Origin of the sequence: Gordonia oleivorans (assembly GCF_040044975.1) — a bacterium.
GTDB lineage: Bacteria > Actinomycetota > Actinomycetes > Mycobacteriales > Mycobacteriaceae > Gordonia > Gordonia oleivorans.
Map to the genome: position 1 here is coordinate 43,738 of NZ_JBDZDI010000003.1, position 13,236 is coordinate 56,973.

At 67.4% G+C, this 13,236-nt stretch carries 12 protein-coding genes and 1 pseudogene; 8 read left to right on the forward strand and 5 right to left on the reverse strand.

Annotated features, from left to right (window positions below; translation table 11 throughout):
- The first annotated feature begins 2 nt into the window (after positions 1 to 2).
- From ABLE92_RS06790 to ABLE92_RS06800, 3 genes are all read left to right on the forward strand, one after another.
- A complete protein-coding gene (locus tag ABLE92_RS06790) occupies positions 3 to 1,208 on the forward strand; it encodes a lyase family protein (protein WP_348803995.1) in 1,206 nt (401 codons plus the stop codon).
- Positions 1,205 to 1,594 carry a 4-carboxymuconolactone decarboxylase gene (pcaC, locus tag ABLE92_RS06795; protein ID WP_348803996.1) on the forward strand — a complete coding sequence of 130 codons (390 nt, stop codon included), beginning with the start codon at positions 1,205 to 1,207 and terminating at the stop codon, positions 1,592 to 1,594. Before ABLE92_RS06790 ends, pcaC begins: the two co-directional genes overlap by 4 nt.
- A gap of 82 nt (positions 1,595 to 1,676) precedes the next feature.
- Positions 1,677 to 3,056, forward strand: a complete 1,380-nt coding sequence (locus ABLE92_RS06800) for a DUF1731 domain-containing protein (protein WP_348803997.1) — start codon at positions 1,677 to 1,679, stop codon at positions 3,054 to 3,056.
- A gap of 17 nt (positions 3,057 to 3,073) precedes the next feature.
- Here the strand turns inward: ABLE92_RS06800 and ABLE92_RS06805 are convergent, their stop codons facing one another.
- The gene (locus ABLE92_RS06805) at positions 3,074 to 3,469 is read right to left on the reverse strand and encodes a YchJ family protein (RefSeq protein ID WP_348803998.1); all 396 of its coding nucleotides are present in this window, start codon (positions 3,467 to 3,469) and stop codon (positions 3,074 to 3,076) included.
- A 120-nt stretch (positions 3,470 to 3,589) separates the two neighbouring features.
- On the opposite strand from ABLE92_RS06805, the gene ABLE92_RS06810 reads away from it, so the two are divergent.
- Both ABLE92_RS06810 and ABLE92_RS06815 read left to right on the forward strand, forming a co-directional pair.
- On the forward strand, positions 3,590 to 4,408 hold the full coding sequence (locus ABLE92_RS06810) for an SDR family oxidoreductase (protein WP_348803999.1): 819 nt from the start codon (positions 3,590 to 3,592) through the stop codon (positions 4,406 to 4,408).
- A 3-nt stretch (positions 4,409 to 4,411) separates the two neighbouring features.
- Positions 4,412 to 5,338, forward strand: coding sequence for an MBL fold metallo-hydrolase (locus ABLE92_RS06815; RefSeq protein WP_425476128.1), 927 nt, complete (start codon positions 4,412 to 4,414; stop codon positions 5,336 to 5,338).
- A 9-nt stretch (positions 5,339 to 5,347) separates the two neighbouring features.
- Here the strand turns inward: ABLE92_RS06815 and ABLE92_RS06820 are convergent, their stop codons facing one another.
- Entirely contained in the window at positions 5,348 to 6,538 is a 1,191-nt protein-coding gene (locus tag ABLE92_RS06820) for an oxygenase MpaB family protein (protein ID WP_348804000.1), read from the reverse strand.
- Between the two features lie 43 nt (positions 6,539 to 6,581).
- Here ABLE92_RS06820 and ABLE92_RS06825 point away from each other — a divergent pair, with 43 nt between their 5' ends.
- From ABLE92_RS06825 to ABLE92_RS06835, 3 genes are all read left to right on the forward strand, one after another.
- Positions 6,582 to 7,211 (forward strand): TetR/AcrR family transcriptional regulator, encoded by a 630-nt coding sequence (locus ABLE92_RS06825; RefSeq protein ID WP_348804001.1) that lies wholly within the window; start codon positions 6,582 to 6,584, stop codon positions 7,209 to 7,211.
- 107 nt (positions 7,212 to 7,318) lie between these two features.
- A complete protein-coding gene (locus ABLE92_RS06830) occupies positions 7,319 to 7,636 on the forward strand; it encodes a Rossmann-fold NAD(P)-binding domain-containing protein (RefSeq protein ID WP_348804002.1) in 318 nt (105 codons plus the stop codon).
- Positions 7,637 to 7,701: 65 nt separating this feature from the next.
- On the forward strand, positions 7,702 to 8,436 hold the full coding sequence (locus ABLE92_RS06835) for a DUF998 domain-containing protein (protein WP_348804003.1): 735 nt from the start codon (positions 7,702 to 7,704) through the stop codon (positions 8,434 to 8,436).
- Here the strand turns inward: ABLE92_RS06835 and ABLE92_RS06840 are convergent.
- From ABLE92_RS06840 to pyk, 3 genes and pseudogenes are all read right to left on the reverse strand, one after another.
- Positions 8,394 to 10,225 (reverse strand): annotated as a pseudogene (locus ABLE92_RS06840) (AMP-dependent synthetase/ligase). The gene ABLE92_RS06835 and the pseudogene ABLE92_RS06840 overlap by 43 nt on opposite strands.
- A gap of 148 nt (positions 10,226 to 10,373) precedes the next feature.
- On the reverse strand, positions 10,374 to 11,252 hold the full coding sequence (locus tag ABLE92_RS06845) for an acyl-CoA thioesterase (protein ID WP_348804004.1): 879 nt from the start codon (positions 11,250 to 11,252) through the stop codon (positions 10,374 to 10,376).
- A 420-nt stretch (positions 11,253 to 11,672) separates the two neighbouring features.
- A complete protein-coding gene (gene pyk, locus ABLE92_RS06850) occupies positions 11,673 to 13,106 on the reverse strand; it encodes a pyruvate kinase (RefSeq protein ID WP_348804006.1) in 1,434 nt (477 codons plus the stop codon).
- Positions 13,107 to 13,236: the final 130 nt, after the last annotated feature.

Consider the following 13,236-nt stretch of genomic DNA (forward strand, 5'->3'; position numbering starts at 1 on the left):
CATTGGGCGACCTGTTCTGGCCGGGTGATCATCGCGCCGGCACCGTGATGACCGACCAGGCGTTCTTCCATGCTCTCGTCGACGTCGAGAATGCCTGGCTGGCAGCACTTGTGGGGACCGGCGTCGCACCCGCCACGGCGGCGGCGGATCTGCATGATCTCGTCGGCACCGACGACCTCGACGCCATCGCGGTCGGCGCCGAGGGTGACGGCAATCCGGTCAGCGGACTGGTGTCGGTGTTGCGCTCACGCGCCGGTGCCGACACCGCACGGTGGCTGCACCGCGGCCTCACCAGTCAGGACACCCTCGACACCGCGCTGATGCTGTGCCTGCGCGAGGCAGTCGAGACGCTCGGCGAGCACCTCGCCGCGCAGATCCGGGCGCTCGTCGCGCTGATCGAGGCGTATCGCGACGCTCCCCTGCTCACCCGGACACTGACCCAGCCGGCGTTGCCGGGCACCGCGGGACGGCGGATCGCGTTGTGGCTCAACGCGATTCTCGACGCCGCCGACGTGGTTGCCGCGCTCCCCGGTCCGGTTGTCCAGATCGGCGGTGCGGCCGGCACGCTCGCCGCTCCGGTGGAGTTGTCCGGCTCGACGCGGGGCGCCGAGAATCTGATCTCGACGACGGCCGTGTCGTTGGGATTGGCGATCGCTCCGCCGTGGCACACGACCCGGAGCCGCGTGACCCGCATCGGTGACGCCCTGGTGACATGCTGCGACGCCTGGGGTCATGTGGCCGGTGACCTGTCTGTCGCCGGTCGACCCGAGATCGGGGAATTCTCCGAAGGATCCGGCGGCGGCTCGTCGACGATGCCGCACAAGAACAATCCGGTGCTCACCATCTTGCTGCGCCGTGTCGCCGTCGTCGCTCCCGGGTTGGGGGCGACGCTGCACACCGCGTCCGCGGCGAGTCTCGACGAGCGTTCCGACGGAGGCTGGCACGCCGAGTGGGCCACCCTGCGTACGCTGACGCGCCACACGGTGACCGCCGCCTCCCAGGCCGCCGACCTGTTCTCCGGCCTGCGCTTTGATCCCGACAGGGCGGCCGCCAATCTTGCTGCCGCCCACGGCATTCTCGCCGAGCAGCAGACGATGTCCGGCCTCACCGGCCGGCCGGCGTCGGCCGAGTATCTCGGGGCCACCGACGCCCTGGTCGATCAGACCCTGGACCGAGCCCGCAACCACCTCCGAGGAGTGACATCGTGACCGACGCCGAGGCGTACACCGACCCCTACGAGTCCGGAATGACCGTGCGCCGTCAGGTTCTCGGCGACGCCCATGTGGATCGCGCGAGTGCCGGGATCACCGACCTCACACGCGAGTTCCAGGAGTTCATCACCCGCTACGCCTGGGGCACCATCTGGACCCGGCCCGGACTCGATCGCCGGAGTCGGTCGATGATCACGCTGACCGCCCTCATCGCGCGCGGCCACCATGAGGAACTCGCCATGCACATCCGAGCCGCCCGGCGCAACGGGCTGTCGGTCGATGAGATCAAGGAAGTGATCCTGCAGAGCGCCATCTATTGCGGCGTACCGGATGCCAATACCGCATTCCGGATCGCGGGTCAGGTTCTCGCCGAAGAACTGTGAACACACCACGCCCCGTGTGGACAACCTCACCTGTGAGATGGCCGACGGCGACGCAGACGGGATCGTCGGCCTAACGTGGGTCATGCCCAGCACCCGGTCGTACTCCCAGTTCCTCGCCTGCCCGCCCGACGACGTCTGGTCGGCCTTGTCCGACCCGACGCGACTTCCGGAATGGCACAGCGGATATCGCACGATCACCCTTGACGGACCGGTCGCGGTCGGCACCACCGGAGACTTCACCTCCACGCGTCCGATCGTGGCGGCGGCCCATCGGCGACTCGCACCGCCGTTCACGATCACCGCGGTCGAACCGGCCCGACATCTGCAACTCACTCAGCCCGAACCGGTCGGGACTGCGGTCATCGACTTTCTCCTGGAGCCCGCCGACGGCGGGTGTGTGCTTTCCGAAACCATCTCCACCACAGCGTCTTTCGGACCCATTGCGCGGACCGAGCTGTCCGGCCAACCGCAACTGACCGATCGTGCCGACCTCGCCCGGCTCGCACAGCTGGCGGGTGTTGCGCCCGGCGCGGACTCTCTCACCGTGGTGCTGGCCGGAGGAAGCGGAGCGCTCGGCCGCCATCTCGCCGCCGATCTCGTCTGCCGTGGACACCGCCCCGTGGTGCTGACCCGCACCATCGACGACACGTCCCCGTTCCGGCAGGAACGGTGGGATGCACGCACACTGGGTGCGTGGGCGTCGCAGGTGAGCGCACCGGATCGGGTGGCCGTGGTGAACCTGGCGGGCAAACTCGTCGACTGTCGTCCGACCGAACGAAATGTGGCGGCGCTGCGTGACTCTCGCGTCGACGCCACCCGGGTGCTGGTCGAGGCCGCCAAGCAGCGGAGCACGCCGGTGCAGCGGTGGCTGCAGGCGAGTACCACGGCCATCTGGAGCGATATGGGCGAGACCTGGTGCACCGAGACCACTCCGGTGCCCGCCGGACTCCCGCAGATGACCGGTGTCGCGCAGCCGTGGGAGGACGCCGTGGCCGGCGCCAACACCGACCACCTGGTGATCCTGCGGACCTCCATCGTCCTCGACGGCCAAGCCCCGGCCATGAAGCGGCTGACCGATCTGGCCAGGCTCGGTCTCGGCGGTCGGGTCGGTTCCGGCCGGCAGTGGTTCAGCTGGATTCACGTCGACGACTGGCTCGCCGTGGCGCGGGCCGCACTCGGACTCGACCCACACCTCACGATTCCCGACGGCATCGTGATCGGTGCGAGTCCCCACCCGGTCCGCAACTCCGATCTGATGGCATCCCTGCGCCGCGCCGTTCACCGTCCGCCGTCACCGCCGACCCCGGCGGCCGTACTCAAGATCGGCGCCATCGCGCTGCGCACCGATCCCGCACTCGGACTGACCGGGCGCCGCGCCCGGTCACAGGTCCTCGACGACGCCGGTTTCCGGTTCACCCATCCGACGCTCGACGACGCACTTGCCGACCTGTTGCCGAGCTGACCGCAAGTGATCCGCGGCTACAGCTGGTCTCCGTCGAGGTAGAACCACGAGCCGTCCACCCGCTCGAATCGGCTGTGCTCGGTCATGCTCGCCCGTCCGCCCGGGCCCCGGTAGAACGCGGTGAATCGGACCTGCCCGGTCGTGTCGAACGGTCCGCCACCGACGGTGTCGAGGACATCAAGGCGGTACCAGTCGATGGTGTCGTCGAGGTCGAGGTCGGCGGGACGGGTGGACCGATGCCAGCTTGCCAGCAGGTGTTCGGCATCGCCCACCGCGAACGCGGTGAATCGGGAACGCATCAGCGCCTCGGCGGTCGGAGCCCGACGCCGCCCGGCGAGGACCGGACCGCAGCACTCCTCGAAGGTGAGCCCAGATGTGCACGGACACCTGGCATCTCGATCGACGGTTCGCACCCCGACAGCCTACGTGCCGACTCGGCGCAGGTGGGCGGCACCGGACGTCACGTCCTTGACATCGTCGCCGTCGCCGGGAAGATTTCTCGTCATCGAGAATCATCGAAATGAAGGGCTGTCATGCAACGAGATGTCGTCGTCATTGTCGGAACCGGCGGGATGGGCATGGCGATCGCCCGACGACAGGGTGGCGGCCGACGCGTGCTGCTCTCGGACTTCAACGAGACCGCCCTCGACGCGCACGTGGCGACGCTGAAAGCGGAGGGATTCGACGTCAGCGGCCATCCGGTCGACGTGTCGTCGACCGATTCGGTGTCGGCCCTGGTCGAGCAGGCGACCGGACTCGGTCCGGTCACACAGGTGGTGCACACCGCGGGTCTCTCGCCGGTGCAGGCCTCCGCGGAGGCGATTCTGCATGTCGACCTGCTCGGTGTCGCGGTGTCACTCGAGGCATTCGGACGGGTGATCGCGCCCGGCGGTACCGGCGTGGTGATCGCGAGCATGGCCGGGCACATGTTCCCGCCGCTCCCCGCGGATCAGGTCACTGCACTGGCGACCACCGCCGTCGCCGACCTGCTGGAGCTGCCCGCCCTCGGCGGTGAGGTGCGCACCAACCCTGCCCTGGCCTACGGGATTGCCAAGCAGGCCAATCATATTCGAGTGCGCGCGGCCGCCCGGACCTGGGGTGCGCGCGGCGCCCGAATCAACAGCATCTCCCCCGGCGTGATCGCCACCGCCATGGGTCAGGAAGAACTCGCCGGCCCCAGCGGCGAAGCGATGCGCGCGATGATCGCCTCATCAGGGACCGGGCGTGTCGGCACCGCCGACGACATCGCCGCCGCGGCGGCGTTTCTGCTCGGCCCGGACTCGTCGTTCGTCACCGGGACCGACCTGCTGGTCGATGGCGGCGTCGTCGCCACGATCGGAACCCAGGGCTGAACCGTGCCCACCCCGACACCGCCCACCGACACAGCGCCCACCGACGTACCGTTCGCCGAGCAGCACTACGGCACCGTCACGGTTCTCACCGCGGCCAACGGTGGCGTGGTGCCGTACGGCAACAGCGTCGTCGTCCGCGGGTCGGAGGGCACCCTCGTCATCGACCCGTCGCTGGCGCTCGATCGCGATCCGGTCGGCGCGGACGCCGTCTTGATCAGTCACGCCCACGAGGACCACATCGCGGGGTTGCGTCACTTCGACGCGGACACCTACGCCCACGATCTCGACGCGCCCGCCGTCGGGTCGCTGGAGGTGCTCATCGCCGGCTACGGGCTCGAACCCGACGAACTCGACGCCATGTCGGATGCGCTGGTCACCGATTATGGTCTGCCCGCCGAGCGTCCCGGGGTGATCGGCATCGATGCCGGTCACACCTTCGACCTCGGCGATCACATCGCGACCGTCATCCACCTTCCCGGCCACACCGCCGGGCACTGCGGGGTGCTCATCGAACCCGACGGGTTTCTCTACCTCGCCGACATCGATCTCACGTCGTTCGGTCCCATGTACGGCGACGTGGGGTCGAGCGTCGACGATTTCCTGACCTCGATCGACCGCGTCGGCGAGATCGATGCCCGCTGGTACGGGACGTTTCACCACAAGGGCGTGGTCACCGGTCGCGCGGAGTTCGCCACCCGGCTGGCCGCGTACCGCTCCCGCATCCTCGAACGTGAGGCGCGACTCGTGGAGTTCCTCGCCGAACCCCGCACCTTCGACGAGATCGTCGCCCACCGACTCGTGTATCGCCCCCACGTCGACGCACCATGGGTCAACGCCGTCGAACGCCGCACGGCCACACTGCATCTGGAGCGGCTCATCGGAGTCGGCGCGGTCGACGAGGCCGAACCCGGCCGATACCGCCGGATGTAGGGTCACCGGCTAGGCCGGTTGCTCCTGGGGAGCGGTGTCGACCATGTCGTGGGTCATCCCGTAGGCCGCACGCATACGCGACATCTCGACATCGCGCTCGGCGTAGGCCTGCGCGGTGAAGGCCTCGAGGCCGCCGGCCCGGCGGACCTGCGCGCGCCCGACCAATCGGAGCAGTGGCGAGAGCCGGGGCAGGAGGTGTTTGACCCGGCGGTCGGCGATCTGGAGGGCGTCGGCGTCGTGATCGCCGAGGAATACCCGCTCATATCCTTCGATGAGAGCGGTGGCGACCGGAAGACGAAGGCGTTCAGGGAGCTTCAACGTGTTCGCGAACTCCGGGACCAGGTAGTCGGCGTTGAGGGCGGCGACGAACTCGCGGTCGTACTCGTCGGGGCCCGGCGAGGTCAGTCGGTACAGCTCCTCGATGCGGCGATGATCGGCCGCGCACGTCGGATTCAGATCGTCGTCCATGCCGATCACGTGACCGACGTAGCGCCAGAGGTGATAGATGTCGTTGAGTTCGGTGTCGGTGAACCGCACGCCGAGCGATTCCATCGCCTCGATCGCGATGTGGCCGAACTCGGCGAGGGTGAAGGCCATATACGGCTGCGGGATCGGCACACCCCACGCGTCGTGATCCCACCCCCCGGTGCGCAGCAGGTGTTTGCGGACGTGCGCGTGAATCATCCGCACGCGCACCGTGTAGGCGAATCCCTCACCGTCACGGCGCATTCCACCGGGGGTGAGTACACGTCGGAGCCACTCACCCACCTCCACCGACCGCACACCGGGCATCGTGCCGTATCGCCCGGTGAGCGCCAACGGTTTTCCGGCGATGCCGTTGCCCGCCCCGCGCAGCAGAGATGCGGCCGCGAGCACGATGGCCATCGCAGGGAAGTGCCGGACCAGACTGTCGGCGGCCCGGTCGCACCGGTCGTGCTCGAGCCAGTCCGGTTCGGTGTCGAGCGAGGTGAACAGGTCGATGAGTTCGGTGGGCGGTTCGGTGACCGCGTCGATGCCGTCGGCAAGCGCGGTCGCCAGCAGCGCGAAACCTGACCGGCCGGCCGGATCCTGCATGCCGGCCACCGCATCGGCGCGGTCATCGGCACGCCACATGGCGTCGATCCAGGTGTCGCCCGCGACGCCGTACTGCAGACGCGCGCGGGAGGCGTTCACCAGGTCGGTGGGTGGCACAGATGTCATGCCATCATCCAAACACGAGGATTCCTCACTTACTATTCATGTTATGACCGTCGCAGGCACCGGCAATCGACGTCCGGAACGCAAGCGCATCGCCCCGCGTCAGCAGCGAGCGGTGCAGATGCGCCGACGACTCCTCGACGCCACCACCGCACTGCTGCGCGATCGTCCCGAGGGATTGCCATCGACGCAGGACATCGCCGATCGATGCGACGTCAGCATCGGCACGGTGTACCGGTATTTCGCCGATTTCAACGACATCCTCTTCGACCTCCGACACGAGGCGATCCAACAGATCGGAACCGACCTCGCAACCGCGATCGCGGTCGCGATGAACGAGGAACCCCGGGCGGCGATCACCGCCGTGGTGAAAAGCCTCACTTCTTCGTTCGAGCGTCACGCACCGGTAGTGCGCGCCTCGGTGACCGGCGACGACTCCGAGTTTGGGTCGGCCTGGTCGGAGATCGAGGCACCGCTGATACCACTGGCACGCATCCTGCCGATGCGCCTGCGCCCCGACCTGTCCACCGAGGAGATCGACGAGTTGGTGTTCATCACGATGGGCGCAACGGCAAGTCTGTGCTTGCGTGTCGCGCTGCTGCGCCCACCCACCGCGGACCGGGACCGACTGATCGCCACAACGTCACGAATGTTGTTGGCCGCGTTCGACGTCTGAGTACCAGTCCCCCGCCACACCGGGCCACACGGGAGCGCGGACAACCTGCAGCCAACTGCCAGGGTCGTCACGGCCACGGCCCAGCACCACGCCGTGAACTGAGAGACATGCACAGCACACGCCACCACACCGACACCGTCCTCGTCGTCACCGACGGCTCCCTCCGTGCGAACACGATCATCGATCAGGTCCTGCGATCACACCGCAACCTGGTCGTCACCGGCCGCAACGCGCACGACCTCGTCCCCTACATCGACGCCGGCGTCCACGATCGGGTCTGGACGGTCGTCTGCGATCCGTCGGATCCCACCCAGATCGACTCGCTCATCGAACGCGCCACCGACCGGATGGGGCCGGTCATCATGGTCGTCGACCCCGCGGGCCAACTCCGCGACGTCGAGGCCGCCGATCGCCGGGTGGCCTGAGGTGCGCTGACCGCGCGGAACCCCGCCGTGGCCACCCGATCGGCGCGATCGCCTAATCTGGCCGAATGCCGATCTCTCGGGTGCCTTCCACGATGCGACTGGTCATTGCGGGAGTCCTCATCGCCGCGGCGGGCATCTGCTACTCGTCGTGGGTTCTGGAGTTCTTCTGGGCCTCACCGCTGGATCCGCTGCGCAGCTTCCTCAGCGAACTCGACGCCGCCCATCGACCGCACCGGAACGTCTACATCGCCGGCGACATCACCACCAGTTGCTGTGCGCTGCTCGCCGCGGGTTTGCTGTGGATACCGCGTCCGGCGGTCACCGGACGCTACGGACGCGGCGCGGTGGCCGCCCTCGCCGTCTTCGGTGTCGCGACCATCACCGACGCGCTCTCACCGATCGAGTGCATCCCGAATGTCGACCCCAACTGCCCGTCCGAGCCCAGTGGTCTGCTCCCGCAGCTTCACCACGTCCACGCCTTGACCAGCACCGTGGCGGTGTTCGCGATCTTCGCCGCGATGATCCTGGCGGTGGTCTCGGCGTGGCGCGAGGGCCACTGGCCGGTGCTGCGCGTGTGGGGACTCGCGGTGCTGGTGACGATTTCCGTCGCGACGGTGTGGATGCTCGCCGCCGACGACGCCCACGGGGATTTTCGGCTCGGCCTGGCACAGCGCATCCAGGTCGGTGGGATGTCACTGTTCCTGGTGCTGTGGGGTGTCGCCGTGGCTGGTCAGCGCCGCTGGTCTCGGGACAGCGGTCACCGTAGGTCGATGACGCTCGGATCGGAGTCGGTGGCGTAGAGCAACTCGATGTGCTCGGCGTACTTGTCGGCGATCGGCTTGCGTCGCAGCTTCATCGTCGGGGTCAGTTCGGCGCCACCCGGCTCCCACGCGGCCGGGACGATGGTGAGTCGCTTCACCTGCTCGACGCGGGACAGTTTTCCGTTCCCGGTCCGGACGGCGGTCACCACCTCCTCGACCACCCTCGGGTGCGACGACAACGCGGCGATGTCGGCGTCGGGCATGTTCAGCGCCTTCGCACGGGCCGCGGCGGCGTCGGGATCGAGAACGACGAGCGCGGAGACGAACGGTTTGGCGTCGCCGATGGCGACCACCTGACCGATCAGTGACGACGCCGCCTTCATCGCATTCTCGATGTTGGTCGGCGACATGTTCTTTCCGGCCTCGTTGATGATCAGTTCCTTCTTGCGGTCGACGATCCTGACGTGGCCGGCGCCGTCGATCTCGGCGATGTCGCCGGTGGCGAGCCAACCGTCGGCGTCGATGCTCTCGGCGGTCTTGTCGGGCTGTTTACGATAGCCCCGCATCACCACGGGACCGCGGATGAGCAGTTCCCCGTCGTCGGCGAGTTTCACCTCGACACCCGACACCGGCTTGCCGACGGTACCGATCGCCATGTCGTCGGGGGTGGTCATCGTGGAGACACCGGTGGTCTCCGACATGCCCCACACCTCGAGCACCGGGATACCCAGCCCCAGGAAGAACTGCAACACCTCGGCCGGGATGGCCGCCGCACCCGACCCGGCGAAGGTGATCTGATCCATGCCGATGCCGCGCGGACCTTCTGAAGCACCAGTTTGTCGGCGAGCCCGTGTTGCAGTCCGGCGACGACCCCCTGGGAGGTGCCGTCCAGTTGTGCCTGGGCCGCGGCCGCTCCCCGCGCGACCGCCCAGGCGCCGAGGTTCTTCTTGATCGGGCTCGTCTCCTCGGCCAGCTTGGCCTCGATCCCGGCGCGGATCTTCTGCCAGACGCGCGGGACACCGAAGAAGAAGGTCGGACGCACCTCGGGTAGCGCCGCGGCGATCTCGCGGGGATCTGCGACGGTGGTCACCTGGATTCCGCGGGCCATGTTGGCCGCGTGCGAGGACACCCTGTCGGCGATGTGTGCTGCCGGCAGATACGAGATCACCCGATCGTCGAATCCGACGTCGACAACCTCTGCGAGAGAAGCGAGTTCGGCGATGATGTTGCGATGGGTGATCTCCACGCCCTTGGGCGGACCGGTTGTTCCCGAGGTGTAGATGAGTGTCGCGAGGTCCTCGGGTTGTACCGCCTGCCACGCCGCGGTGAAATCGAAGTCCGCCGAACCCGACCCCTCCAGGTCGTCGAGGGTGATCGCACCGCCGGCCGGACCGTCGACCACGACGATGGTGTCCACGGAGGTGCTGGCCGCCTTGATCGCCGGCAGGAACACCTGCTCGGTGATGACGATGCGGTTCTCGGCGTTGCCGAAGAGGTACTCGATCTGGTCGGGCGAACTCGTGTTGTAGATCGAGAACGGGATGGCCCCCAGGTGCAGGGCCGCGGTGTCGACGAGGTGGAACTCGGGCCGGTTGGTGAGCATGATGCCGACGGTGTCGCCGCGGGCCACACCCACGGCGGCGAGACCGCGTGCGATGGCCTCGACCCGTCGTCCGTATTCGGCCCAGCTGATCTCGGTGATCCCGCCGACCGTGCGCAGTGCAACCTTGGTGGGGTGCAGCGCGATCGAGGCCTGGAACGCCGCGGGCAGGGTCGCCACGTCGGTGCCGCTCTCGTGCGGAAAGGTGATCGTTTCGTACTCGGACATGGTGTTCCCCCAGAAGGCAGGCCGGCAGTGTTGCCCATCACACTAACCAGCCGCGCGCGGTTTCTGGAGGCTTCGGCCGATCTGGTAATGCAAAGGTAAAAACCGCAGGTGGAACTGTGCCACCTGGCGGGTTCCGCTGGTGGGGTGCTTACTTCTTGGGCGGGAAGTACTTGATCAGGGCCTCCTGCACGACCGACGTGGCCAGGGTGCCGTCGCGCATCCAGAACCGTCCGGAACCCATGCCACGGGATCCTGTGGCCACCGGTGAGCGAGTGGCGTAGAGCATCCATTCGTCGAAGCGGAAGTCGCGGTGGAACCACATCGAATGGTTGACGGTCGCCGCGAACAGGCGGTCGATGCCCCAGGACAGTCCGTGGGTGGTGATAATGGAGTCGAGCACGGTGGTGTCGGAGGCGTAGCACATCGCGGCGACGTGCATGATCGGGTCGTCGGGCATCACGCCGTCGGTCTTCATCCAGACGCGGTTGTCGCGCAGGGTCTCCCCGGCTTCGCGCATCTTCCAGGACGGGTCGTTGGCGAAGCGGATGTCGATGGGGTGCAGAGCGTCGACGAAGGTCGCGATTCGATCCTCGAAACCCTTGAAATGCTCACCGAGAGTGGGCAATTCCTCCGGGTAGGGCACCTGCGGGATCTCCACGGCGTGTTCGAGTCCGGCAGTGTTGTCCTGGAAGGCCACCAGCATCGTGAAGATCTCTTCGTCGTTCTGCTTTGCGGTCACCTGCCGGTTGGCGAAGGACTTGCCGTCGCGGAAACGGTCGACGTGATACTCCATCGGCTGGTTGACGTCACCACCGCGGATGAAGTGCGCGTGCAGGGCGTGCACGGGCGGGTTGCCGCGGGTGAGGGTGCGCGCCGACGCGACCACGCCTTGCCCGAGCATCTGCCCACCGAAGGTACGCGCGGTCTTCTGTTCCGGGTGCTGGCCGATGAAGAGGTTCTCGTCGCGTTGCTCGACATCGAGCAGTTGGAGCAGCTTGCCGAGGTCACCGGCCACTTCCGCAGTCATGACCTCAAGCCTAGGACGTGAAGACGGGGCCACCGACCCCAGGCCGCCCCGACCTTGCCCATTTCTGGCACCTAGAACGCCGATCCGTCGGGAAAACCGCAGGTCACGCGAAGTGGATACTTCGGAAATGGCCAGAAATGGGCACCGCACCCACCACACTCACCGGGCGCGCCCTGCCTGCACGACGAAGAGCGAGGAGCGCTACTCGCCCACCGCTGAACCACCACGCTCACCGGGCGCGCCCTGCCTGCACGACGAAGAGCGAGGAGCGAAGCGACAATGCGATGAGGAGGAAGGCAGGGTGCTTTGGCCCGGTGAGCACGCGACGGCGGAGCCGGCGCCAACCAGCACCGCGATGAGGAGGAAGACGCGGTGCTGCCAGCCCGCCGGGCACGCGCCGGCGGAGCCGGCGCCAACAACTCAGTGGTCCTGTTCGCCGATTCGGTGGACGTGGATCATGTTGGTCGATCCGACGGTTCCGGGTGGGGCGCCGGCGACGATGACGACGACGTCGCCGACGTTGAGGCGTCCGATGCGGAGCAGTTGGTGGTCGACTTGGTCGATCATGTGGTCGGTGGTGTCGACGTGGTCGACGATGAATGTTTCGGTTCCCCAGCTGAGGGCGAGTTGGGATCGCACCGCTTGGGTCGGGGTGAAGGCCAGGAGGGGTAGGCGGGAGTGGAGGCGGGCGAGGCGTTTGACGGTGTCGCCGGATTGGGTGAAGGCGACCATGGCCTTGACTTCGAGGCGTTCGCCGATGTCGCGGGCGGCGTAGGAGATGATGCCGCGTTTGGTGCGGGGGACGTGTGAGAGGGGTGGTACGTCTCGGGATCCGCCTTCGACGGCCTTGCAGATGCGGGTCATCGTCTGCACGGTTTCGATGGGCCATTTGCCGACCGAGGTCTCGCCGGAGAGCATGACGGCGTCGGCGCCGTCGAGGACGGCGTTGGCGACGTCGGAGGCCTCGGCGCGGGTGGGGCGTGAGTTCTCGATCATCGAGTCGAGCATCTGGGTTGCGACGATGACCGGTTTGGCGTTCTCGCGTGCCATCTGGATGGCGCGTTTCTGGACGAGTGGCACTTGTTCGAGGGGAAGTTCGACGCCGAGGTCACCGCGGGCGACCATGACGCCGTCGAAGGCCAGGACGATGGCTTCGAGATTGTCGACGGCTTCCGGCTTTTCGAGTTTGGCGATCACGGGGACGCGTCGGCCGACGCGGTCCATCACTTCGTGGACGAGTTCGATGTCGGCGGGTCCGCGGACGAAGGACAGTGCGACGAGGTCGACGCCGAGGGTGAGTGCGAATTCGAGGTCGCTGATGTCTTTGTCGCTGAGCGCGGGGATCGATGTCTTGACGCCGGGGAGGTTGAGGCCCTTGTTGTTGCTGACGGGCCCGCCTTCGGTGACGGTGCAGACGACGTCGTTGCCGTCGATCGCGGTGACCGACAGTCCGACCTTGCCGTCGTCGACGAGGAGTCGGTCGCCGACCTGGGCGTCGAGGGCGAGTTCTTTGTAGGTCGTGGATACGCGGTCGTGGGTGCCGAGGATGTCGTCGACGGTGATCCGGACTTCTTCACCGGTCGCCCACATCACCTCGCCGTTGAGGGCTCCGTCGTCGACGAATTTCCCGAGGCGGATCTTCGGGCCCTGGAGGTCGGCGAGGATGCCGACGGCCTTCTCGACGGAGTCGCTGGCGCGGCGGACGCGGTCGTAGACCACCCGGTGATCGTCGTGGCTGCCGTGACTGAAGTTCAGTCGCGCCACGTCCATTCCCGCTTCGACGAGTTCTTTGAGACGCTCCTCGCTGTTGGTCGCGGGGCCCAGGGTGCAAACGATCTTGGTACGGCGTGTCACGGTGATCACCTTAGTCCCGTCGTGGTGGCTTCTCTATGGGAAGTGACGACTCGTCATCACCCCGCCACTCGGCGTTCGGGCGGGGCCCGAGGTCATCGCCGGTGGCAACGGTTCATTGTGTTCATGACCT

Excerpts from the sequence above, each read along its gene's own strand:
- ABLE92_RS06800 (WP_348803997.1), top strand. The coding sequence starts at position 1,677 with ATGCCCAGCACCCGGTCGTACTCCCAGTTCCTCGCCTGCCCGCCCGAC.
- ABLE92_RS06810 (WP_348803999.1), top strand. The coding sequence starts at position 3,590 with ATGCAACGAGATGTCGTCGTCATTGTCGGAACCGGCGGGATGGGCATG.
- ABLE92_RS06820 (WP_348804000.1), bottom strand. The coding sequence starts at position 6,538 with ATGACATCTGTGCCACCCACCGACCTGGTGAACGCCTCCCGCGCGCGT.
- ABLE92_RS06825 (WP_348804001.1), top strand. The coding sequence starts at position 6,582 with ATGACCGTCGCAGGCACCGGCAATCGACGTCCGGAACGCAAGCGCATC.
- ABLE92_RS06830 (WP_348804002.1), top strand. The coding sequence starts at position 7,319 with ATGCACAGCACACGCCACCACACCGACACCGTCCTCGTCGTCACCGAC.
- ABLE92_RS06835 (WP_348804003.1), top strand. The coding sequence starts at position 7,702 with ATGCCGATCTCTCGGGTGCCTTCCACGATGCGACTGGTCATTGCGGGA.
- ABLE92_RS06845 (WP_348804004.1), bottom strand. The coding sequence starts at position 11,252 with ATGACTGCGGAAGTGGCCGGTGACCTCGGCAAGCTGCTCCAACTGCTC.